The following is a 22,920-nucleotide window of genomic DNA, read 5'->3' as shown; positions in this document are numbered from 1 at the left end:
CCACGCGGCGGGGACGGCAGCGCGGCAATCGCACCTTCGTCCTCGTCGTCCTCGGATTCGCCTGCGGCACTTGCCATGTCCTCGCGAGCCTTGGCAGCCAGCTCGGCCATGTCGATCTTGATGTCGCCGAGTCCGCCGGTCAGGTCCGCCTTGACCGGGGCGTTCGCCGCGGCCACCTTGGCGTCCACCGTGCACAGGTTCAGCAGCATGGCTGCCATCTCCGCGGTGCTGTAGGTGGTGACGCCTGCCTCCTCGACCGCGCTGACGATGGCATCGTTGTGCCCCATCAGCCCGGTGCCCTTGGTCCAGCCGATCAGCGCATGCGCCAGGCTGACCCGGTCGGCCCACGAAGCTTCCGCACTCCAGCGGTTCACCAGCGCGTCGAGTGCGGACTTGGATTCGCCGTAGGCGCCGTCGCCGCCGAACATGCCGCGGTTTGGCGAGCCCGGCAGCACGACGTGCAGCCGCGAGGCGATGTCGCGCTCGGCACCGATCGTCGACAGTCCGCCGATGAGCCGCTGCACGGCCCACAGCAGCACCTTCATCTCCATCTCGGAGCGCGAACCCGCCTCCGACAGATCCCCGGCCACACGCGGTGCGGCGAACGGGAACAGCAGCGTCGGGGTCTGCGCATCCTTGAGGTGGATCGATTGCGGCCCAAGGCTTTCGATCTGCTCGCTACCGACCCACTCGACCAGCTTGTCGATGTCGGCGTAGGACGCCATGTTGGCCGGGACCACCCACAGGGTGGCACCGAAGCGGGCGTTCTCGCGGTAGAGCTCCTTGTAGAACGCCAACCGGTCGTCGTCCAGACGCGAGGTGGTGGCGACGACGGTCGCGCCGCCGTCGAGCAGCTGCCCGACGACCGACGAGGCGATCGAGCCCTTCGACGCACCGGTCACCACCGCGACCTCGTCGCTGTAGCGGCCCTTGCCCGGGTTCTCCGCACCGGCCGCGATGCGACCGAACAGCGACGCGTGGATGGTGCGGCCGGCAGCCAGCGCCTTGCCCTGCCACCAATTCGCCTGGGTGGCAACGACATGTCCGGCGCCCTCGAAGCGCTCCGACAGGCGCGGCCACTCGGCGTCGATCTCGCCCTCGTCTGCCAGCCACAGCTTGACCAGGTCCTCACGGGCGCTGGCCCAGCGGTCGTCGAACACGACGGCCTTCTTGGCGTCGAACGCCGGAGCCACCAATCGCGGCCAGTCCGAACCGAGTTCGGTGGTGACCAGGTCGATCAGCTCGGCGTCGGTCGCAGCCTCGGGGGCACTCGCGGGAGCATCCAAACCGAGCTGACCCAGAATCGTGCGGGCAGCCGAGGCCAGCACGCCGTCGGGACCGGTGACCTTCTCGGCGAACTCGGTCAGCGCGGCCGAATCCACCACGCCGCCGCCTCCGGCACCGCCGGCCGAGGGCAGGCTCACCGGCACACCCTGGCGGGCACCCACCGCGACCACCGCGGCATCGATGACCTTGTCGACGTCAGCGGCACTCGCCAGCGCGCCCGGGTGCAGACCACCCAGATCGCCGCCACGAACGCTGCTGCCCTCGCGGGTGCCCAGCGCCACCTCGACGGTGACGTGCTTGGCCCAGCCCGGACCCAGCTCCCAGGTCTTGGTGACACGCTCGGCGATGTAGGCCGGGCGCTTGCCCGACGGGCCGAACACGGTGCGCAGCTGATCGTTGATGGCGTCGGAGAGCACCGGGCCGAACGGCTTGTAGGTGCGGGCCAGCTTGCTGACCTGTCCCTTGAGCGCGCCCAGATCCGCCTCGGCGGCACCGTCGATGGCACCCAGGTTCAGCTCGGAGCCCAAGTCGACCAGCAGCTGGTTACGGCGCGAGGACGCACCGTCGGTGATGGACTCGATGGAGTCCAGCCCCTCGATCTGGTCGATGCGCATCTTGGCGCTCAAGGCGATCAGGCCGACAGTGGCATCGGCTGCGTCGAATCCGATGTCCTCGGGACGGGGTCCGCCCGACGGGGCAGCCGGGGCGGCCGCCGGTGCCGGGGCTGCCTCGGCGGCAGGCGCGGCCGAGGATTCCGCGGCCGGGGCGGCTTCTTCAGCCTCCGGCTCCGGCTCCGGATCGGTGTCGCTGGCGAACAGCACCGCGGCATCGCGCTCGGCGTTGAGCACCTCGACGGTGCTGTGGGCGTACTCCGGCAGCTTCAGCGTGTTGGTGGCCAGGCCCGCGACCGTCGGCGCGTTCTTCACGCCGATCTCGACGAACCGCTCGACGCCGAGGCCTCCCGCGGCCTCTTCGATGAACAGCAGATCCTGCGTCTCGATCCAGCGCACCGGGCTGGCGAACTGCCAGGCCAGCAGCTCGATGACGACCTTGCGGCACAACTCGATCGGGCGCTCGTTACGCCAGGTGTCGTAGTCGGCGAGGATCTCGTCGAGCGGCTCGGCCGGCACCAGATCGCGGATCTCCTGGATGAAATCGCGGTCCAGCGTGAACGGCCGGGGCACCAGGTTCGGGATGTAGCGGCCGACGACCAGCTCCGGGTCGCGGTCGCGCGGCAGGACGCGCTCCAGGCTGCGCCGGAAGTCGTCCACGCCCACCCGCAGCACGCTGGAGTGGAACGGCACGTCGATGCCGGGCACCAGGATGAACGACCGCTTGCCGCCGCTGATCTCGCGGCGACGCTCGACCTCTTCCTCCAGCGCCTCCAGACCGCGCACGGTGCCGGCGATCGCGTACTGCGAACCGCGCAGGTTGAAGTTCACGATCTGCAGGAATTCACCTGTGCGCTCGGCGATCTCGGCGACGAAGTCCTCGACGTCCTCGTCGGCGAGGTCGATCTGCGACGGCCGGATCGCGGCCAGCCGGTAGTTGGAGCGGCCTCGCTCGTCGCGCGGCACGATGTCGTGCATCTTGGAGCCGCGGTGGAACACCGCCTCCAGCAGACCTTCGAGCTCGATCACACCGGACACGCAGGCCAGCGCGGTGTACTCACCGACGGAGTGACCGCAGGCGATCGCGCCCTCGACGAACGCACCCTGCTCACGCATCTCGGCAACCTGGGCGGCAGCCGTCGTGGCCATCGCGACCTGGGTGAACTGGGTCAGGTACAGCACACCCTCGGGGTGCTCGTAGTGCACACCGGAGGCGATCAGCGACGTCGGGTTGTCGCGGACCACGTGCAGCACCGAGAAGCCCAGCGTGTCGCGGGTGAACTTGTCGGCCTTGTCCCACACCTTGCGGGCGGCCTTGGACCGGGCCCGGACCTCCATGCCCATGCCCTTGGACTGGATGCCCTGGCCGGGGAACGCGTAGACGGTCTTGGGCGCCGCGAGTCGCGCGGTGGCGGCCATCACCAGGTCGGAGCCGATGCGGGCCTGAACCTCGACAACCTCTGCGCCGACGTCGATTCCGACCCGGTCGACGCGGAAGTCGACCTCGTCGCCCGGCTTGACCATGCCCAGGAAGCGCGCGGTCCAGCCGACCAGGTTGGCCGGCGGAATCGGCTTGCCGTCGGTGGCGGTGACGACGTGCTGCGCAGCGGCCGACAGCCACATGCCATGCACGATCGGCGATTCCAGACCGGCCAGCAGCGCGGCGGCCCGGTCGGTGTGGATCGGGTTGTGGTCACCGGACACCACGGCGAACGGCCGCATGTCCACGGGCGCACCGATCGTGACGTCGCGGCGGCGACGACGCGGGGTGTCGGTGGCGTTGTCCGAGATCGCGCCGCCGGCCCGGACCGGGTCGGTCAGCTCGGCCTCGCCGGTGCGGCCGCGGATCGCGAACCGCTCCTCAAGCTTGGCCAGCTCGGTGCCATCGGCACTGGACACGGTCACCGAAACCGGCACAACGCGGCCAACTTCGGTGTCATGAGCAGCCGAAGCCGTTGCGGTGACGGTCAATTCGGCGGGCTCGGTCGGCAGCGCGGCCAGCAGGTGCGCGGCGTGGTCCAGGTGCACCAGGCTCAGCAGACCTTCGACGACCGGGAAGCCGGAGTCGGTGGCGGCGGAACCGATCGCGGCGAACACCGCGGGCCAGCACCGGCCGACCAGGGCGTCCGGAACGACGGTCAGCGTCGGCGCCAGCGGCGCACCGAAGGTGGCGGTGACGCCGGTGTGATCGGCGACCTGCTCGGGGTTCCAGGTGACGGTGACCTTGGCGGTCCCGTCGACCACGGGAGGCAGTGCGTCGGGTCCGTCCACGCCGGCGGCGATGGCGAGCACCGAACGCATCGCGGTCGCGGCATCGGCGACCTCGACGACCGGAGCACCACCGCTGCGGATGGCCTCGGTCAGGGTGAACCGGATGTCGATCCAGGTTCCCGACAGCGGCACCGACAGCACCACGTGCTGATCGTCGGCGACCTCAAGCCGCGCACCCGTGGAGGGGTGTGTGGCAGAACGGTTTTGAGATCCCTCGCGGACCTGCCACTCCGAGGGCGGGGCGATCCGGTGCACCGGGTTGACCGAGGTGCGACCGGCCCACAACACGTCGGGGGCGTCGAGCAGCACGGCCAGCGGACCGGCCACATCGCCACGGCCCTGACGGCGCGACAGCACGGCCTGCGGCTGGGCACCTGCGGCCAGCACCTCGTCGACGGCGGCCTGCTCGAAGCGGTCCAGCAGTTCACCGACGGGCTCGTCGACCCGGGTGATGCCGGCGACCGCGGCGGTGCCGGGGATGACGCACACCTGATCGGCGGCGTAGCGCGCATCGTGGGCCTGCCACAGCGAGTCGCTGCGCCACCACCGGCGCACGTCCTTGTCGATCACCGGGACGAAGTTGACCGGCTTGCCCAGCGTCTTGCACAGCTCGACGAAGAACGGCACATCAGCCGGGTGCAGCTGCACCGAAGCGGCGTCCGGGTAGGCCGAGACCAGCGCGGCCAGCGCGGCCTTCGGGTCCTCCAGCAGCGCCTCGCCGTCGCCGGAGGCGTCGAACAGCGTCTCGATCGGACCGAAATCCTGTGCGTGCAAACGTGCTTCGGCGCGCTTGAGCATCTGCTCGAAGCGGTCGCGCCAGGTGACGTCCAGCCACGGCGAGTCGTCACGCTTGGTGTCGGCGGTGCTGTTGCCCTCGCCGATCGACAGTTCGAGGTAGCGGCGCAGCCACTGCAGGTAGGTCATGTCGGCGACATCGCCGAAGTACGGCTTGGCGGTGTCGGCCATCGCGGCGATGATCTCGTCGCGGCGCGCGGCCACCGCTTCGACGTCACCGGCCACCTCGTCGAGCAGCCGGCCGCAGCGCGACGCGGTGTTGTCGATCTCGTGGATGTCGGCGCCGAGCTGGCTGCGTCCGGACGCCATGCCGCCCGAGGCCTTGCCCGCACCCACCCATGCCTCGGTGCCCTTGGTGTCGACCAGCAGCTGCTTGACCTGCGGGCTCGTGGTGGCCTCGAGAGCGGCCATGGCGGCGGTGCCGACCAGGATGCCGTCGATCGGCATCAGCGGGTAGCCGTGGGTGGCCGACCAGCGGCCGGACAGGTAATCGGCGGACCGCTCGGGGGTGCCGATGCCACCGCCGACGCAGATGGTGATGTTGGACCGGCTGCGCAGCTCGGAGTAGGTGGCGAGCAGCAGGTCGTCGAGGTCCTCCCACGAGTGGTGGCCACCCGCGCGGCCGCCCTCGATGTGGACGATCACCGGCTTGGTGGGCACCTCGGCCGCGATGCGGATGACCGAGCGGATCTGCTCGACGGTGCCCGGCTTGAACACCACGTGGCTGATGCCGAGGTCATTGAGCTCGCCGATCAGCTCGACGGCCTCTTCCAGGTCCGGGATGCCGGCGCTGACCACGACGCCGTCGATCGGCGCACCGGACTGACGGGCGCGCTGCACCAGCCGCTTGCCGCCGACCTGCAGCTTCCAGAGGTACGGATCGAGGAACAGCGTGTTGAACTGGATCGCCCGGCCGGGCTCCAGCAGCTCGCCCAACTCGGCGATGCGATCGTTGAAGATCGGCTCGGTGACCTGCCCGCCACCGGCGAGTTCGGCCCAGTGACCCGCGTTTGCTGCGGCCGCCACGATCTTGGCGTCCACTGTGGTGGGCGTCATACCCGCCAGCAGGATCGGCGAGCGTCCGGTGAGCCGGGTGAACTTGGTGGAGAGTTTGACCGATCCGTCGGGCAGGCTCACCACGGTCGGGGCATAGCTCGACCACGGGCGGGCCACCTCGGGCACCGCGCCGATGGTGAACAGGTTGCGCTGGCCACCGCGGGTCGCCGCGGGCACGATCCCGATGCCCAGGCCGCGCACCACCGGGGCGGTCAGGCGGGTCAGGATGTCGCCGGGGCCGAGGTCGAGAATCCAGCGGGCGCCGGCCTCGTGCAGTTCGGTGATCTCGTCGACCCAGTCGACCTGGCTGACGAGGATGGCCTCGGTCATCTCGCGGGCGAGCTTGACGTCGATTCCGACGGCCTCGGCCCAACGGGCGACGATGTCGACGCCGTCGGCCAGGCGCGGGGTGTGGAAACCGACCTCGACCTGCACCGGGTCGAAGACCGGGGCGAAGACCGCACCGCCGCGGACTTTGCTCTTGCGCTCGGCCTCTTCCTTCTCAGCGATCTGGTTGCAGTAGAGCTCGAATCGCGACAGCTGCTCGGGTGTGCCGGTGATCACAACGGAGCGACGGCCGTTGCGGATGGAGAGCACCGGGGGCAGCACGGTGCGAACGTCCTGGCTGAACTCTTCGAGCAGTTCGTAGATGCGCTCGGGCTCGGCGTTGGTGACCGACACCATCGGCGGGCGGTCGCCCAGCACGGTGATCCCGCGGCGACGGGCCACCAGGGTGCCTGCCGCGCCGATCAGCTGCGCCAGCGCCAGCAGCTGCACATCCTTGGTCCCCTTGGCGGCCAGGGCCTCGACGGCCAGCACGCCCTGGGAATGCCCGGCGACGGCCACCGGCGGGGTGGCGGTGAGGTCCATGCCCTGACGGGCCAGTGCACGCCCTGCGGCGATCTGGGTGAGCAGGACACCCGGAACCGAGACGGCGGCCGACGTCAGCTGCTTGTCGGACGGCACCGGCTCCTCGGCGGCCAGCGCGCGGACCCACTGCAGCGGCTCGAACCCGATCGGCCGCACCACGACGAGCTCGGAGGCAACCGGCTCGAGCAGCAACTCGGCCTCGCCGGCCAGGGTCGCCAGTTCGGCCTCGATACCGGCCGAGGACACCAATTCCTCAAGGGTCTCCAGCCAGGCGCTGCCCTGGCCACCGAAGGCCACGGCGTAGGGCTCTCCGGCGCTCAGCCGGTCGACGAGTGCGTGGGTGGAGTCAGCCTGCCGACCGTCGGATCCTGAGTCGTCGTTGCGACCGGCGGACACCCGGTCGTGTTCGTAGATCGTCACTGGCGCTATCTCCTCGTGCTGCTCTGGTGTTGTCGCGTGTGGCTGTCGCGTGCGGTGTTAGGTATCTGTCTGCATGTCTGGGGCGGTGTGGCTGCCCGGGCGACAGGCCAACGGCGATTCAGCGTCGAATCAGGCTGGAACGCAGGCCGCCGGAGCTCTCCGGACGGTGTCACTCACATTCCCGCCGTACTAAGAGTGTCATAAGAGCAGACGGGCTTTTTCCGCCCAGATTGGTTACTGGCGAGTTCTACGCATGGGTAACCGCCGGTAACGTAACGCGCCACCGACCGGCGGCCAAAGCCATTCGGGACAAACGTCCTGCTGGCAGGTGGTTACGGTCGAGTAGCCATAACTGCGCAGATCAAGGCAGTATTGTTATCGAATCGTTATCTAAATTTTCCGCCACATCGGAGGCCTCGAAGTGGCCGCGATCCAGCAGACAATCAGGCCGATTCTGTCTAGCGAATCCGGCGCGTCCGAGCGAAAAGTTTGCTGGAATATCTTACTCGTCGGTAACTATTCAGTCCCACTGGCCGAATCGAGGCTTGAGGATGTGGTTGACGTCCACCCCGATACCACCGACATTGCGCTGGTCGATCTCGACCTGATGAAGGTGTGCCGCGGGATGGGCGACCCGCCCCGGCGAGCCCCAGTTGTGCTGCCAGAAGTACGAGCCGAGCCCGTCCTGCACAGCCCATTCGATCGTCTTGGAGTTGGCGTACACACCGACCCGTTGATGCCCGAGAACGGCCTCCCAGCCGCGCAGATACGGCGCCACCTGCTGTTTGTACTGCTCGAAGCTCGGATCGTCGTCGATCGACGCATAGATCGGGGCGCCCACCGAACCGCCCGCCGATGAGTGCAATTGCCAGCCGCGCTTGGCGTGCTGAATCCCGGCGTTCTGCCCGCCCAGCCAGTCGGCGGTGTGCTCCTTGCCGTACTGATAGCAGGAAACGATCTTCAGGCCGTTCTGGTACAGATCACGGGTTTCGGGCAACTGAATCGGCTTACCGAGCATCCAAGCACCTCCGGGCCGGCGGTCCGAGACGTAGCGAATTGCCCCGATGGCACCTGACGTGCGGATATCAGCAGCAGGGATGACACCGGCGGCGTAATCGAGCAGCACGCCGAGCGGTGCGGCCCCGGCCGGTGACGCGGTCACACCGGCGCCGACGGATGCCAGGCCCGTACCCAGTCCGATCAGAGCGGGTGCAGCGGCCGCGTATTTGAGCAGTTCGCGTCGGGATATCGACACGTGCCTCAGATTACGACACGTACCTCAATATTCACTTCAACGCCACTGGTCACAGACATATCCAGATTCACATCCGCACCGTTCGGCGCTCGAGCAGGGCTCAATCGGCCGGGGTCAACCCCGCCCGCAGGGCCCGGTCCACCCCCGCCGACACAACGGCCCGGGTCAGCTCACGCAGACGGTCGTCGGAGGGCGCGCCTTCATGTTCGGCGACTGCGGCGGCGGTCGATTCGGCCAGCCGATCGATTGCCGTGTCGGTCGACCGGGCGAGCTCGGCCATGGTCCGGACGCACAGCCGCTGATCCTCGGCACCGCTGAGGAACGTGACCAACGCGGGGTCGGTCACCTCCACGGACCCTTCGGCGATGCGCACCAACCCGAACTCCACGAGTGTGCGGACGTCGTCATCGGCCGGATCCACGTTCAGGGTCAGCACTTTCGGCCGGCTCCAGCCCGAGCTCTGGATGCCCAAGGTGTCGGGCAGGTCCTTGCCGCTGCGCAAGCCGGCGAAGAACTCGGCGATGTGCGCAGAGTTGAAACCCTTGGCGAGTAGCTGGCTGATCGCCGTCAATTGAGCCAGGTGTCGCTCGTCGTAGTACGCCGAGCGCCCGACGCGCCGCGGCGAATCCAAGAGGCCGCGCTCACGATAAGCGCGGATATTGCGAGCGCTGACGCCGGAAATGCGCGCCAGGTCTTCCAAACGGTACTCAACCAAGCCGACGTCCTCCGCGTCGGTTTGAACAGCGATTCATGCCGACACCCTACCCTCCGATTAATACCGCGAGCGAATTTGCGCCTGGATGAATCGATCATCGCCGGACTCCGCAAGCATGCCGATTATCAGCACATATGTCGCAACACTGGTCACAAGACTTACGCGAAGCTGCATTTTCAGCCAACTCCGCGAATCGGGGGAAAGCCGGCACGGCGACCAAATTCACAGCCGGCACAAAGAAGTCCGTTCGCTTCGGCGCCCGCGGTGCGAGAGCATGTACGTCTGCCCCGAGAAACACATTTGGCGAAAGGTGCCCGCGTGCGTCCCTGGATCGTTTGGGCCACCGGACTACTCGCCTACATCATCGCCGTCCTCGACCGCACAACCCTCGGCGTCTCGGGTCTCCAGGCCGCGGACAGATTTGCCGCGAGCCCGGGTGTGCTGTCCACGTTCGTCGTGCTGCAGGTGGTCGTGTACGCCGCGGCTCAGATTCCCGCCGGATTGCTGTTGGACCGCTTCGGTTCCCGTGTGCTCATCGTCTGCGGTGCCGCGCTGATGACCGCAGGCCAGCTCGTCCTCGCACTGAGCGAGTCGCTGCCCGCGGCGATCGGCGCGCGGGCGATCGTCGGCCTGGGCGACGCCCTGACCTTCATCTCGGTTCTCCGCCTGGTGCCGTACTGGTTCGAGCCGGCTCGCGTCCCGTTGGTGGCCCAGTTGACCGGAATCTGCGGCCAGCTCGGTCAGGTCCTGTCCGCGGTCCCGTTCCTCGCGATCCTCACCGGCTCAGGGTGGACACCGGCATATCTGTCGGTCGCCGCGTTCGGACTCGTCGTGATCGTGTTGGCACTGGCCCTGATCCGCAACACCCCACACGGTTCGGCGAAGACGTCCGAGCCGATCTCCCTGCACACCACGCTGTCTCGTATCAAGACCGTCTGGCTGCGGCCAGGCACCAGGCTCGGATTCTTCACCCATATGGGCACCCAGTTCTCGGTCACGGTGTTCGCACTGATGTGGGGTGTGCCTTATCTGACCGTGGCGCAGGGACTTTCGGAGACGGCCGCGGGGTCCCTGCTGACCGTCTCGGTGGTGGCCGCCATCACGGCCGGAATCATGATCGGCGTGTTCACGGGCCGCCATCCGCACCGTAGGTCGCGTCTTGTGCTGTGGATCATCGCCAGTAACGCCGTGGTGTGGACCGTGGTGCTGGCCCTCCCCGGACCGGCGCCGGTGTGGTTGTTGGTGGTACTCATCGTCGTCATCTCGGTCGGCGGTCCCGGTTCGATGGTCGGCTTCGACTTCGCGCGCACCTTCAACCCGAGCCACACTCTCGGCACCGCCCAGGGCATGGTGAACATGGGTGGCTTCCTGGCCGCACTGCTGGTGATGCAGGCCATGGGCCTGATCCTGTCCGGCGCCGACAGCTATTCGTTCGCGTCGTTCCGCCTGGCGTGGTCAGTGCAGTACGTGGCGTGGATCCTGGCCACGATCGGAATCCTGATCACCCGCAGCAAGACCCGCCGGCTGCTGGCGGCCGAACAGGAACGAATGCTGTTGGAGAGCTTCGAAACTCACCCCGGGCGGTGAACGTCCAGACGTCGACCGACGATCTCGGCGGCGTGCCGGTGCCCGACCGCCTCGAACCCGACGACCACCACCACCGGGGCCGCGGTCACGACCAGAAGACACACCGCCATCGACGTCCCGGCCGCCGCCAGCGCCACCGCGGCCACGAGCACCGCCGCGGCCAGCACCAGCAACAGTGCGTGCATCAGATCGAAATCGCCGACCAGAAGTGAGTAGATGACGAACATCGCCACCAGGTAGATGCCCACCGGAATCGCCACCGCCAGCACGGTGTCGACGGAATTCAGTTTCGATTGACCGTCGACGTAATAGGCCGCCACGTGTAATCCGGCGCCGGTGGCCACGATCGCCGCGTACACCGCCAGGTGCAGATATCCGTACCAGAACGAGAGCCTGCGCTGGGCATGCAGCAATGCACCGGCCGGCACCAGGAAGTACACCCACCACATCCCGAAGGTGAGCCCGATTCCGGAGGCGACGAGCAGGATGGCGTCGGTGGTCCAGCCGTGCTCCCCCACCGCCGCGGTCAGGGACGCCACCGTGCCGACCACACCTTCGCCCAACGCGATGATCGCGAGCAGGCCGTAGCGCTCGGCGACATGGTGGGCGTGCCACGGGGTGCCACCCATCAGCCGCTCGGCCAGGATCGGTCCGCTGATCTCCACGACCATCAGCACCAGGGCGGTGACGAAGAAGACCGTCAGCGAGGTCGATACGAAGATCTGCGCCACCCATCCGATCTGGGCGACCACAACCGCGGACGCATAGGTCAGACAAGCCCGCCGACGCGGCGGATCCTGCACTGCAGCGCGCAACCACTGCCCCACCAACGCGATTCGCATCACCACATAGCCGGCCACCATCACCACGTTGTCGACGTGCCCGCCGTGTTCGATCGAGGCGAAGACCGGGGGAATGCCCAGCGCGAGGATGATGACGCCGACCATCTGCAGCATCGTCATCACCCGGTAGATCCAGTCGTCGGTGTCGTAGGCGGACGCGAACCAGGTGAAGTTCATCCACGCCCACCAGATCGCGAACGCGGCGAACCCGAAACCCGCCAGCCCGGCCGACACGTGACCCTCGGCCATCAGATGCGCGAATTGCGCGGCCGCCACCCCGAAGGCGATCACAAAGGTCAGGTCGAACAGCAATTCCAGCGGGGTCGCGACCCGGTGCTGCTCGTGCGGGTCACGTCCGGCCATCCGGCTCAACCGGTGCGTTTGAACCGGACTCGGTCTGTCCTCGTTCACACTGATATGTCCCTTCGTCGCCAGATTTCACCGCAATTCCATCGCATCGGGGCGCCGGACCACGGATTGCCTACGGCGTGGTGGAAGAAATGTGCGCCAAATACAGGTAGTGCACTACTGATGTCAGGGTCGCAGCCAGGCTCGAGGATGAGCGTGTGTCCAAGCAATTCACGCTGAACCTCCTCGGCGAGTTCGCCGTCTACCGCGACACGGAGCCGGTGGTGCTACCGCCGTCATGCCGCCGGTTGGTGGCATTGGCCGCGGTGAAGCGCCGCGAGCTGCACCGCAGCTGGGTCTGCGACCTGCTGTGGCCGGGCAGCCCGCCGCACAAGGCGGTGTCCTCGCTGCGATCCGCGCTGTGGCGACTGCGACCACTGGGCGCCGACACCCTGCTGGTCGTGCGACACCAGTACGTCAGCCTGGCGCCCGAGGTGAAGGTCGACTGGCACGAGGCGCTCGCACAGCACGAAGCCATGGCGGTGATCGACGGCCGATCCGTACCCGCGCTCACCCATCCCGCCCTGCACCGGCTGGTTCGGAGCGGCGACCTGCTCGAAGGCTGGTCCGACTCCTGGTGTGTCGCTGAGCGCGACCGCTGCCGGGCCGTCAAGCGGTCCGTCCTGGACATTCCCGAAAGCGCGCCGAGGCAGGTAACGCACTACGCAGGCCCTGGCGCACCGCACCGTCCCGGCTCGCTCGGGGGCCGGCACCACAACGACAACGCGGGGTGCCTGCCATGAGTGCTCTACTGCTCTGCCTCGTCGTGATGAGCGCACTGGTCACCGCATTGGCGGTACACGAACTCCAGACATGGCTGGAGCGGTGGGCGTACGAACGGCACGCTCAGGACTGACGCCGTTCGGCTGAAGGCGCTGCTACACCGGGTCGAACGACGAGATCAACCAATTGCCGTCGAGCTTCTTCATCCCCACCTTGACCGCGCTCGCCGCGAAGCTCCCGTTCGGGTTCTCGGCGCTGGTGGTGGCCTGGTTGACGAACACCAGCACCACCGCTGAATCCGGATGGATCTCCGAGACGGCAGAGCGTACGACTGCTGCAGTGGTCTTGACCGACTTCTGCTTGGCAGCCGGGGCGACGATCTCCTGCGTGAACTGGGTGTAGTACGACAGGAAGTCTCCGGTCAGGTGCGACTTGGCGGCGGAGAAATCTCGGTCGAGACTGTCCGGCGCGTAGGTCAGCAGGGCCGTGGTGCCTTCGCCGGCTGCCTTGAGCACCGTCGCCGACGCCGCCTCACCGGTCTGCTGGTCGACGCGGAACTGCGCGAAGTACAGCCACCCGGCCAGCGCCGCCGACGCGATCAGCGCCACCACCAGAGCCAGCGGGAACCACAGCCTGGTCAGCGTCTGCCGCCACCCGCGGGCCGGCTCAGCGGCAGCCGCGTCGCTGTCGCTGTCGCCGTCGGCCGGATCAGCCTCGGTTGCGGCCTGCTCCTCGACGGCTTCTGCGGTGTCTTCCGGCTCGACGGTCGTCTCGGTATCTTTCTCGGTCTCTTTGATGTCCTGGTCCAGGGTCACGGCACGAACTCGACTTTCGACAGCTTGATCTGGTCACCTTCGCGGACCATGTCGACGGCCACCCGCCATGGACGCGGTTGCTTGTTGGCACCAGTGGTGTTGGTGACCTGGGTGTTGACGGCGACCAGGACGACAGCGTTGTTGTCGCTCATGGTGTCGACGGCGGCGGCGGTCACGTTCGCCTCGGTCACGACCTTCGCGTCCTGGGCCAGCTTGACGAAGTCCTTCGACTGCGCCTCGAAGTCCTCCCGGAACTCGCCCGTCGAGTTGTCGAGGATGTTCTTGACGGCATCTTGGGCGTGGTTGAAGTCCAGGGACATGAGGGTCACGACGGTTTGGCGGGCCGCCGCGGTGTACTCGGCCGCCAACTGCTGGCGATGCTCGGCCTGCCGGTGGTGCCAGATCATCCAGCCGCTGACGCCGAGCAACGCGGCGATGACGATGAGTGTCAGGCAGCTCGCCAGGACCTTCCAGAACAGACGCGAAACCCGCACCCGCGGCAGGCGCGACGACTTGCTCGCGCCGACCTCGGCTTCGGCTTCGGCCTCCGGCCCTGATTCTTCGGCTTCTTCGAGCGGTTCGGCTTCGACGGCCTCTGACTCGGCATCGACGCCGGTGGTATCGGTGACCTCAGGGGTATCGGTGTCGTCGGCAGGCTCGGTTGACGGCGCTTCGTCTTCGTCGGCGACGTCATCCGCCGCGGTCGCGTCCACGTCGTCCTTGTCGGCCGCAGCCTCGTTACGCAGCCGGATGGCGCGAGCACGTGCCCGCGCGGCGGCAGCCACGGCTTCGGCCTCTGCGGCCTCGGCTTCGGCCTGTTCGGCCAACTTCAGTGCGTCGCTCGGTGACGCGTCATCTTCGCTAGTATCGAGTACCGGCGACGAAGGCTTGCGGGACGGCATGCCGACCTCCTGTCCGTTCAGCAGCCTGCTTAACGAGAATTACGTTATCAGTTTGCGGTAGTGACCCGAGAGTACATCATCGACAGCAGGCGCATAAATGGCCATTTAGCTGCGGAAATGATGTTTACGCGCTGTGCGCGCACTTAGCCCGGACTCGCCGTCACCCGCGCCTCGAGCTCATTCTTCATCACCTTGCCGGTGGCATTGAGTGGAAGTTCGTCGAGAAACTCGACATAGCGGGGCACCTTGTAGCCGGCCATGCGCTCGCGGCCCCAGGCGATCAATTCCTCGGCAGCGATGGGCGCGGCACCGGGGTCGTCCCGCAGCACCACGAACGCCTTGCCGACCTGGCCCATCCGCTCGTCGGCGACACCGATGACGGCAACCTGCGCAATCGCCGGATGCTCGAGCAGGAATCCCTCGATCTCGGCCGGGTAGGCGTTGAAGCCGCCGACGATGAACATGTCTTTCTTACGTCCGACGATCCGCAGCCTGCCGGACTCGGTGAACTCGCCGAGATCTCCGGTGTGCAGCCAGCCGTCGGCGTCGATCGCCTCGGCGGTGGCCGCCGGATCGTCCAGGTAGCCCTGCATCACGTTGTAGCCGCGCACCAGCACCTCGGTGTCCTCGGCGATGCGTACGTCGATCCCCTCGCACGGAAGCCCGGCGGTGGTGGCCACATCCTCGGCCGAGTCACCCGGCCGTGACAGCGTGACGTTGCCCGCCTCCGTGAGGCCGTAGCCGGTCATCAACGTCTGGAACGGCAACTCCTCGCGGATGCGACGCACCAGTTCCACCGGGATGTCGGCGGCACCCGTCACCCCCGCCCGCAGCGTAGCCAGCCGGTCACGGTCTGCGACAGCCAGCAATGAGTGGTAGAGGGTGGGCGGGCCCGGAAGCATCGTGATGCGTTCGCGCTCGATCAGTTCCACCACATTGTCGACGTCGAACACCGCCACCGGCAGCATCGTCGCACCGCGCAGGAAGGACGCCACCAACCCCGCCTTCAACCCGAAGGTGTGGAAGTACGGGTTGATCATCAGGTAGCGATCACCCTCGCGCAGATCCGCCAGGGTGGCCCACTCCTCGTAGGCCCGCAGCGTCTGGCGATGGTTCATCATCGCGCCCTTGGGCCTGCCCGTGGTGCCCGAGGTGAAGATGACATCGGCGATGTCGGCGGGCTCCACATCACGCGTGAACGGACTTCCACTAGTCAGGAAGTCCGACTTGAGATCGATGGTCGGAACATCGAGATCAGCCTCGGTGAACGTGAAATCCTGCCCGAGGAAACCGTTTTGGATCATCACCGCCTTGGCGCCGCTGCGCACCACCACGTCGGCGGCCTCTTCGGCCTTGAACCGCGTGTTGACCGGGACCAGGACGCCGCCGGCGGCCATGATCCCGAATGCGGCGATGATCCACTCGGCCGAATTGGGAGCCCAGACCGCGACCCGGTCCCCCTTGTCCACGCCGAACCCGGCGAACGCACCCGAGGCTTTGCGGATGCGCTCGGCGAGTTGGGTGAAGGTCAGACGCAGCGGACCGTCGACGACAGCCTCGGCATCGCCGAAACGGTCCGCTGCACTCAAGACCATCTCGGGGATGGTCTGCCACTGATTGATGTGTCGGCCCCTTAGAGCGTGACCAGGCGGCCCAGGTTGCCGCCCATGATCTTGGCCTGATCCTCGACGGCCAGGTGCTCGAGCGCGGTCACGTAGTGGGTCGGTTCGGCCAGGCCCTCCGGGTGCGGCCAGTCGGAGCCGTACAGCACCTGTTCGACGCCGATCAGGTTGATCAGGTCGTCGATGCCCTCTTCGTAGAAGGGGCTGACGTAGATGCGGTTCTTGATCTCCTCGATCGGGTTGCCCAGGAAGGCCTCTGGTGCCTTCTTGTACACCTCGGCCATGGAATCCAGGAGCGGGAACATCCACTTGGAGCCGGCTTCGACGATGCCCACCTTGAGCTTCGGATGGCGGAACAGTGCACCGTGGATCACCCAAGAGCCGACGGCATCCTGAATCGGGCGCCACTCGTTGAGGATGTTCATCGCGTTGGTCTGGAACGGCAGCATCTCCTGCACCGTGCCATCCCATTCCGAGGTGTAGCGCGAGTAGCCGCTGTCGGAGGAGTGCATGCCGACGAACACGTCGTACTCGACGCATCGCTCCCAGAAGGGGTCGAACTCGGGCAGCGCGAACGAGCGCGGGCCACGGAAGCCGGGCACCGGTGCCGGGCGGACCAGGATGGCGCGGGCGCCGCGCTTGACGCACCACTCCAGCTCTTCGATCGCCTTCTCGACGATGGGCAGGGTGATCACCGGGGTGGTGAAGATGCGGTTCCGGTAGTTGAAGCCCCAGACCTCGTCCAGCCACTGGTTGAGGGAGTGGACGATGACGTGGATGGCGACCGGATTGTCGCGCAGCCGCTCCTCGATGAGGCTGGCCAGCGTCGGGAACATCAGGCTGCGGTCGACGCCGAGTTCGTTCATCAGCTCCAGACGCGGCTCCGGCTCGAAGAACGCCGGGATGGACCGCATCGGCTCACCGAACAGCTCGCGCTTGCTCTTGCCGTCCGGGTTGCCGAACTTGAAGTACTCCTCCCAGGCGCCTGGCTTGGCGACGTGCGAGAACGTGGGGTTCGGGATGTAGTTGCTGATGTGGCCGTCGATCGCGATCTTGGTGCGGCCGTTGACCTCGACGTACTGGACGATGTCCTTGTACTCCTTGGGGAGGTACTTGGTCATCGCCTCCGGCGGCTCGTAGAGGTGGTTGTCCGCGTCGAACAGCGGAAACGGAATGTCGACCCTATGCGACAGTTGTCCCATGGAAAACTCCTTTGCAATTCTAGAGAATCATATTCTCACTTGATAGCTGCCGCAATGCCCAGCTCGGCCCGAGGGCTGCTCACCGGGCGATTGCAGCAATCTCCTGACGGATGACGAACTTCTGAACCTTGCCGCTGGCCGTGCGGGGAAAATCTTCGGCCTGATGTAGCTCTTCCGGCCATTTCTGCCGGGCCACCCCGCAGGACTCGAAATGCGCCCGCACCTGATCGAGGGTGGGCATCGTGCCGCCGTCGCGCACGCGAAGGACCGCGGCCACCCTCTCGCCCAGCCGCGCGTCCGGTGCGGCCACCACGATCGCCTCGATCACATCGGGCAGGCCCAGCAGCACCTCTTCCACCTCCAGCGCGCTGATGTTCTCGCCGCCCCGGATGATGAGGTCGGTGGTCCGGTCGGTGATGGTCAGGTACCCGTCGTCGTCGAGCACTCCGATGTCGCCCGTTCGATACCAGCCGTCGGAGTCGAAATGTTTTGCGGTGAGGGCATCGTCGGTATAGCCGAGGCACAGATCCGGTCCACGGCTGAAGATCTCCCCGTCCGGCCCGAGCCGGATCTCCACACCCGGACGCACATTGCCGTCGGTGTACAGCCGCTTGGCCTCGGGCGCACCTGCACCGGATCCGGTGATCGACGGATGTTCGGTGCTGCCGTAGGAACGGAAGACGAACAGGCCCAGATCGGCCAGTCGCCGGGTGACGGCTGCGGGCACGGTCGAGCCGCCCAGTCCGACGGTGGTGAACCGGGCCAGATGGCGTTCGCTGAACTGCGGGTGGTCCATCAGGCTGGTGACGAAATACGGTGGCCCGCCACCGATCGACAGTTCGTCACGCTCGATCAGCTCCAGCACCTTGCCCGGATCCCAGACGTCGCACAGGTCGATCGGGGCACCCTCCAGCACCGGGATCAGGAACGCGCCGAGCATGCCGATGAAGTGCCCGACGGGCGTGGCGGTGAGCTGACGACCCCGGTCCGGCGGGTAGTTCTCCAGCAACTGGCGGGTTTCGAAGCCCAGCGTCTGATGGCTGTGGACAACACCTTTGGGCTCGCGGGTGGTTCCGGAGGTGAAGGCGATCAGCGCCGGCGCCGCCGGATCGGCGGTCAGGGTGCCCCTCATCGGCTCGTCGGCGAGGAGGTCGGCGAAAGAGCTGTGCCGACGCTCCTCGCGCGAGCGCTCATCGGCACCGACCAGACCCACGATCGGGACGTCGGCACACAGATCGGGCTCGAACTTCATCCGGCCGAACTGCTCGGTGGTGATGAACACCTTCGGCCTCGCCGTGGCCATGATGTGGCCGAGTTCCTTGCGTCCGTAGAAGTGCACGATCGGCACGGTCACGGCTCCGAGGAATGCCGAGGCCCAGAACGCGGCCGCGGCCTCCATCCAGTTCGGCAGTTGCAGGGCCACGACGTCACCGGGCCCGACCCCGCGATCGCGCAGCCCGGCGGCCAGGCGCCGCGCGGTGCGCTCGACCTCGCCGAAGGTGCCCTGGTACGGACGGGTCGCGGAGTGCACGTAGAACCCGGCATCGGGACTGGCGGCCAGACCGTCGGCCAGCATCTGGCCCAGGGTTTCAGGCCGCCACCAGCCTTCTTCGACGTACCGTTTGGTCAGCTCAACGGGGATGTCGCGCACAACGGTGATGTTATTCTCATCAAACGAGAATGCCAATCCCGGAACTGGAGAACGTTTGATGGTCGACCTCGAAATCGACGGCGAACTGGCGGTCATCACGATCGACCGCCCGCAGGCGCGCAACGCCATCTCGCTGGACACCATGGATGCGCTGAACAAGGCCCTGGATGGCGCCGCCGGCGCGTCCGCCCTGGTGATCACCGGCGGCGGCGACCGCGCCTTCGTCTCCGGGGGCGACCTGAAGGAACTGGCAGCACTGCGCACCGAACTCGAAGCGTCCGAGATGGCTTGGCGGATGCGCACGATCTGCGACCGGATCGCGGGTTTCGACGGACCGGTCATCGCGGCGCTCAACGGCCATGCCCTGGGCGGCGGGGCCGAGGTCGCCGTCGCGGCAGACATCCGAATCGCCGCCGATGACATCAAGATCGGGTTCAACCAGGTCGCCCTGGCGATCATGCCCGCGTGGGGCGGGGCCGAACGGCTCGCCACCCTGGTCGGCCGCAGCCGGGCGCTGCTACTGGCCGGAACCGGTCGCATCCTCGGCGCACGCGAGGCGGAGCAGGTCGGTCTGATCGACCAGGTCGTCCCCCGGGCCGAGTTCGCCGAGACCTGGCGGTCGACGGCGCAGCTTCTGGCCCGGCGTCAGGCCGGTGAGGTCAAGCGGGTGATCAACGGGGTTTCGACCACCGAGGCAGTCGCGGCCTTCGCCCGGCTGTGGTGCTCCGACGAGCACTGGGCCGCCGCGGACAAGGTGATGAACAAGGGAAAGTAGGCCTCGGGTGTCGCTGGGCGGCCGTCAGCCGCCGCCCAGCTCCCGGACCGGATCGCCGCCGTCCCAGCCGGCGGCCTGCGCGCGCACATACGCGGCCATGCCGGCCGAGGCCTCGGTCAGCTCCATGATCTCGACGATCGCGGCACCCGCCGGCGGTTCGAAGTAGGCGAAACGCACTCCCTCCCCTTCCCCGCCCGACCACACCCGGGGCCAGCCGGCCTCGCCGAGCGTGGCCATCGCGGCTTCGAAATCGTCTGCCCAGTAGGCAAGTTGGTGAAAGCCTCCCGCGCCGGAGCCGTCGAGGAACTCGGTGAAGATGCTGGGAGTGTCGTCGAGTTGCTGGATCAACTCGACCTGGAGGTCACCGCTGTTGGACAGCGCGAGGGACAGTTTCACCTCGCACGGCGCGCCGCGGTAGGTCACCCGCTGCGGCAGGTCGCGGATCACGAACCACGGGCCGACGCCCATCTTCAGCCAGCCCGCTATCGCCTCGTCCAGATCGGTGACCACGTACCCGATCTGACGGACTTCCCCCGGTAGAACCTCGCTCACGCCGCCTCCATCCGTCCATACCGTCTCAACTGCACCAGCGAGCCTACCGAGAGCCGGTTCTCACTAGACGAGAATTGCATTTCCAGTTATCGTCAGCGACGTGTCAACTCAGAAGGCTCTGGCGCCCGAGATCTCGACGTGGCCCGACGCCGAACCCCAGCTGATCGGCAGCCGCTGCACCGACTGCACGGCCACCACCTTCCCCGCCCAGGCCCGCTGCCCCAAATGCTCCGGCGGCAACACCGAACAAGCCCTGCTGCCCCGACGCGGCACCGTCATCGCCTGGACCACCCAGGGCTTCCCACCCGGCGCCCCCTACAAAGGCCCCACCGGAAAAGCCTTCGTCCCCTTCGGCGTCGGCCTCGTCGAACTCACCGACGACACCGGACCGGTCCTGCGCGTCGAAGGCCGCCTCACCGAAAACGACCCCGCCAAACTGCAATTCGGCATGGACGTCGAACTCACCATGATCCCGTTCACCACCGACGAAGACGGCAACGAGATTGTCACCTTCGCCTTCCAGCCCGTCTAGAGAGGCCGCGCACATGACCAATGACGTAGCGATCATCGGCGTCGGCATTCACCCGTTCGGCCGATTCGACAAGACCGCGATGCAAATGGGCGCCGAGGCAATCCAATTCGCTCTCGAGGATGCGGGCCTGGAGTGGAAGGACATCCAGTTCGGGTTCGGCGGCAGCTACGAGGTGTCGAATCCCGACGCGGTCACCAGGCTGGTCGGGCTGACCGGCATCACGTTCACCAACGTGTTCAACGCGTGCGCCACCGCGGCCAGCGCGATCCAGCAGACCGCCGACACGATCCGGCTGGGCAAGTACGACATCGGCATCGCGATCGGCCTGGACAAGCACCCGCGCGGCGCGTTCACCGACGACCCGGCCAAACTCGCCCTGCCGCAGTGGTATGCCGAGAACGGCCAGTTCGTCACCACCAAGTTCTTCGGGATGAAGGCCAACCATTACATCCACAAGCACAACATCTCCGAGGAGACGCTGGCGCGGGTGGCCAACAAGAACTTCCGCAACGGTGAGAAGAATCCGAATGCGTTCCGGCGCAAGGAGATCTCGGTCGAGGAGATCATGGCCTCCCCGGTGCTGAACTACCCGCTGCGGCAGTACATGTTCTGCGCACCCGACGAAGGTGCGGCCGCGGTGATCATGTGCCGGGCGGACATCGCGCACAAATACACCGACAAGCCGGTGTACGTACGGGCCAGCGAGATCCGGACCCGGACGTTCGGCGCGTACGAGGTGCACGGCACCTCGGCTCCGCTCGACGAGGATCCCTCACCGACGGTCTACGCAGCCAAGGCCGCCTATGAGGCCGCGGGCATCGGGCCCGAGGACGTGGACATCGCCCAGCTGCAGGACACCGATGCCGGCGCCGAGGTGATCCACATGGCCGAGACCGGGTTGTGTGCCGATGGCGAGCAGGAGAAGCTGCTGGCCGACGGCGCCACCGAGATCGGCGGATCGATCCCGGTCAATACCGACGGCGGTCTGATCGCCAACGGCGAGCCCATCGGGGCTTCGGGCCTTCGCCAGATGCACGAGCTGGTGAGACAGCTGCGTGGCGAGGCGGGCGAACGCCAGGTGCCGGGCAATCCCAGAGTCGGCCTGGCTCAGGTCTACGGCGCGCCGGGCACAGCCTCGGCAACGATCCTCTCGCTCTAGTCCGTCTGGCGGCCAGACGTGAATGTCCCCCGCAACCATCGGTTCGGGGGACGTTCACGCCTCACGCAGGGTCAGGCTTCAGGCCGGCAGTTCCAGCGGCTGCGGTTCGCCTTCGAGACGGCGCAGCCAGTCCTCGCAGAACTTCAGCACCTCGGCATGACCTGCCGTCATTCCGAGCGCCTGCTCCATGACCATCACCCGCGACACACTGGCCGCGATGAAGGTCCACACGATCGGCGGCACCTCGGACGCTTCGACGCCGTACCGCTGCAGCGCCCCGTCGATCGCCTTGGTTTCCGCCTCGCGGAACATTTCCGCGTAGCGGCCGATCTCGGCCCGCAGCGCCGGTCGGTGGTTGGCAAGCCCCGTCATCTCCATCGTCAAGCGCGTAGCGCTCGGGTCGGTGCCGAACCGCCACAGTGCCCACAGCGGCTGCGGCGAGTTCAGAGCCTCGGCCTGCGCAGCCAACCCCTCATCGGCCCGCCGCACGAACACCGCCAGGAACAGGTCATCCATGGTGCGGAAGTAGTAGTGCACCAACTGGGGCTTGAGACCGGCCCGCTCGGCCACCCGCCGGGACGTGACCGCGACGTACCCCTCCTCGATCATCAGCGCCTCGGCAGCGTCGAGCAGCACGATTCGGTTCTTCGCGTCGGGCGCCCCGATCCTTCGCGCCGATGCCATACCCGATCCTCCTCACGACTTGCCCCCGACAACGTCTGGCTGATCGTAACTTCAGCACAGCCACGTGATCTTGACCACGACTCTACTGCCATGCTAAGCAGGTGCTCAGCAATTTCGATAATTCTTCGCGCGGTGCAGCCCGTCGCGAAACCACCGCAGCGCATATCGATTTCGGGAGGCAGCGCA

The 22,920-nt window shown here is 67.1% G+C and carries 15 protein-coding genes and 1 pseudogene; 5 read left to right on the top strand and 11 right to left on the bottom strand.

What is annotated here, in order from left to right; all coding sequences use genetic code 11:
• From TX88_RS27840 to TX88_RS27830, 3 genes and pseudogenes are all read right to left on the bottom strand, one after another.
• Positions 1-7,310 (bottom strand): annotated as a pseudogene (locus tag TX88_RS27840) (fatty acid synthase subunit beta domain-containing protein); the annotation flags it as partial.
• Between the two features lie 520 nt (positions 7,311-7,830).
• Complete coding sequence (locus TX88_RS27835; protein ID WP_044522420.1) at positions 7,831-8,565, bottom strand: DUF1906 domain-containing protein; 735 nt, start codon at positions 8,563-8,565, stop codon at positions 7,831-7,833.
• A 100-nt stretch (positions 8,566-8,665) separates the two neighbouring features.
• Positions 8,666-9,280, bottom strand: a complete 615-nt coding sequence (locus TX88_RS27830; RefSeq protein ID WP_044522416.1) for a MerR family transcriptional regulator — start codon at positions 9,278-9,280, stop codon at positions 8,666-8,668.
• A gap of 318 nt (positions 9,281-9,598) precedes the next feature.
• On the opposite strand from TX88_RS27830, the gene TX88_RS27825 reads away from it, so the two are divergent.
• Positions 9,599-10,867 carry an MFS transporter gene (locus TX88_RS27825; RefSeq protein ID WP_044522413.1) on the top strand — a complete coding sequence of 423 codons (1,269 nt, stop codon included), beginning with the start codon at positions 9,599-9,601 and terminating at the stop codon, positions 10,865-10,867.
• On the opposite strand, the gene TX88_RS27820 is transcribed toward TX88_RS27825, so the two are convergent.
• On the bottom strand, positions 10,852-12,072 hold the full coding sequence (locus TX88_RS27820; protein ID WP_044522411.1) for a low temperature requirement protein A: 1,221 nt from the start codon (positions 12,070-12,072) through the stop codon (positions 10,852-10,854). The two genes, TX88_RS27825 and TX88_RS27820, sit on opposite strands and share 16 nt — an antisense overlap.
• A 203-nt stretch (positions 12,073-12,275) precedes the next feature.
• Between TX88_RS27820 and TX88_RS27815 the strand changes: the two genes are divergently transcribed.
• Positions 12,276-12,860, top strand: coding sequence for an AfsR/SARP family transcriptional regulator (locus TX88_RS27815; protein ID WP_044522409.1), 585 nt, complete (start codon positions 12,276-12,278; stop codon positions 12,858-12,860).
• Positions 12,861-12,995: 135 nt separating this feature from the next.
• Here TX88_RS27815 and TX88_RS27810 read toward each other — a convergent pair whose 3' ends face one another.
• The 5 genes from TX88_RS27810 to TX88_RS27790 all read right to left on the bottom strand — a co-directional run bounded on the left by TX88_RS27810 (position 12,996) and on the right by TX88_RS27790 (position 19,032).
• A complete protein-coding gene (locus TX88_RS27810) occupies positions 12,996-13,655 on the bottom strand; it encodes a twin-arginine translocation pathway signal (RefSeq protein ID WP_084622197.1) in 660 nt (219 codons plus the stop codon).
• On the bottom strand, positions 13,652-14,557 hold the full coding sequence (locus TX88_RS27805) for an Rv1363c family protein (RefSeq protein WP_044522406.1): 906 nt from the start codon (positions 14,555-14,557) through the stop codon (positions 13,652-13,654). Before TX88_RS27805 ends, TX88_RS27810 begins: the two co-directional genes overlap by 4 nt.
• A 143-nt stretch (positions 14,558-14,700) precedes the next feature.
• Complete coding sequence (locus tag TX88_RS27800; RefSeq protein WP_084622297.1) at positions 14,701-16,179, bottom strand: FadD3 family acyl-CoA ligase; 1,479 nt, start codon at positions 16,177-16,179, stop codon at positions 14,701-14,703.
• An 11-nt stretch (positions 16,180-16,190) separates the two neighbouring features.
• The gene (locus TX88_RS27795; protein WP_044522401.1) at positions 16,191-17,381 is read right to left on the bottom strand and encodes an amidohydrolase family protein; all 1,191 of its coding nucleotides are present in this window, start codon (positions 17,379-17,381) and stop codon (positions 16,191-16,193) included.
• A gap of 79 nt (positions 17,382-17,460) precedes the next feature.
• The gene (locus tag TX88_RS27790) at positions 17,461-19,032 is read right to left on the bottom strand and encodes an AMP-binding protein (protein WP_044522399.1); all 1,572 of its coding nucleotides are present in this window, start codon (positions 19,030-19,032) and stop codon (positions 17,461-17,463) included.
• A 58-nt stretch (positions 19,033-19,090) separates the two neighbouring features.
• Between TX88_RS27790 and TX88_RS27785 the strand changes: the two genes are divergently transcribed.
• Positions 19,091-19,807, top strand: coding sequence for an enoyl-CoA hydratase/isomerase family protein (locus TX88_RS27785; RefSeq protein WP_044522398.1), 717 nt, complete (start codon positions 19,091-19,093; stop codon positions 19,805-19,807).
• A 24-nt stretch (positions 19,808-19,831) separates the two neighbouring features.
• Here TX88_RS27785 and TX88_RS27780 read toward each other — a convergent pair whose 3' ends face one another.
• Positions 19,832-20,359, bottom strand: a complete 528-nt coding sequence (locus TX88_RS27780; RefSeq protein WP_044522396.1) for a VOC family protein — start codon at positions 20,357-20,359, stop codon at positions 19,832-19,834.
• Between the two features lie 88 nt (positions 20,360-20,447).
• Between TX88_RS27780 and TX88_RS27775 the strand changes: the two genes are divergently transcribed.
• Positions 20,448-20,891 (top strand): Zn-ribbon domain-containing OB-fold protein, encoded by a 444-nt coding sequence (locus tag TX88_RS27775; RefSeq protein WP_044522395.1) that lies wholly within the window; start codon positions 20,448-20,450, stop codon positions 20,889-20,891.
• Between the two features lie 13 nt (positions 20,892-20,904).
• Complete coding sequence (locus TX88_RS27770) at positions 20,905-22,050, top strand: thiolase family protein (protein ID WP_044522393.1); 1,146 nt, start codon at positions 20,905-20,907, stop codon at positions 22,048-22,050.
• A 78-nt stretch (positions 22,051-22,128) separates the two neighbouring features.
• Here TX88_RS27770 and TX88_RS27765 read toward each other — a convergent pair whose 3' ends face one another.
• Positions 22,129-22,734, bottom strand: coding sequence for a TetR/AcrR family transcriptional regulator (locus tag TX88_RS27765; protein ID WP_044522392.1), 606 nt, complete (start codon positions 22,732-22,734; stop codon positions 22,129-22,131).
• Positions 22,735-22,920: the final 186 nt, after the last annotated feature.

The organism is Mycolicibacterium septicum DSM 44393 (assembly GCF_000455325.1).
GTDB lineage: Bacteria > Actinomycetota > Actinomycetes > Mycobacteriales > Mycobacteriaceae > Mycobacterium > Mycobacterium septicum.
The sequence above is the reverse complement of the archived record's forward strand: the minus strand, read 5'-3'. Positions and strand labels throughout refer to the sequence as shown.

Coding starts and splice junctions, on each gene's coding strand:
- TX88_RS27765 (WP_044522392.1), bottom strand. CDS start 22,734: ATGGCATCGGCGCGAAGGATCGGGGCGCCCGACGCGAAGAACCGAATC.
- TX88_RS27770 (WP_044522393.1), top strand. CDS start 20,905: ATGACCAATGACGTAGCGATCATCGGCGTCGGCATTCACCCGTTCGGC.
- TX88_RS27820 (WP_044522411.1), bottom strand. CDS start 12,072: ATGGCCGGACGTGACCCGCACGAGCAGCACCGGGTCGCGACCCCGCTG.
- TX88_RS27795 (WP_044522401.1), bottom strand. CDS start 17,381: ATGGGACAACTGTCGCATAGGGTCGACATTCCGTTTCCGCTGTTCGAC.
- TX88_RS27785 (WP_044522398.1), top strand. CDS start 19,091: ATGGTCGACCTCGAAATCGACGGCGAACTGGCGGTCATCACGATCGAC.
- TX88_RS27805 (WP_044522406.1), bottom strand. CDS start 14,557: ATGCCGTCCCGCAAGCCTTCGTCGCCGGTACTCGATACTAGCGAAGAT.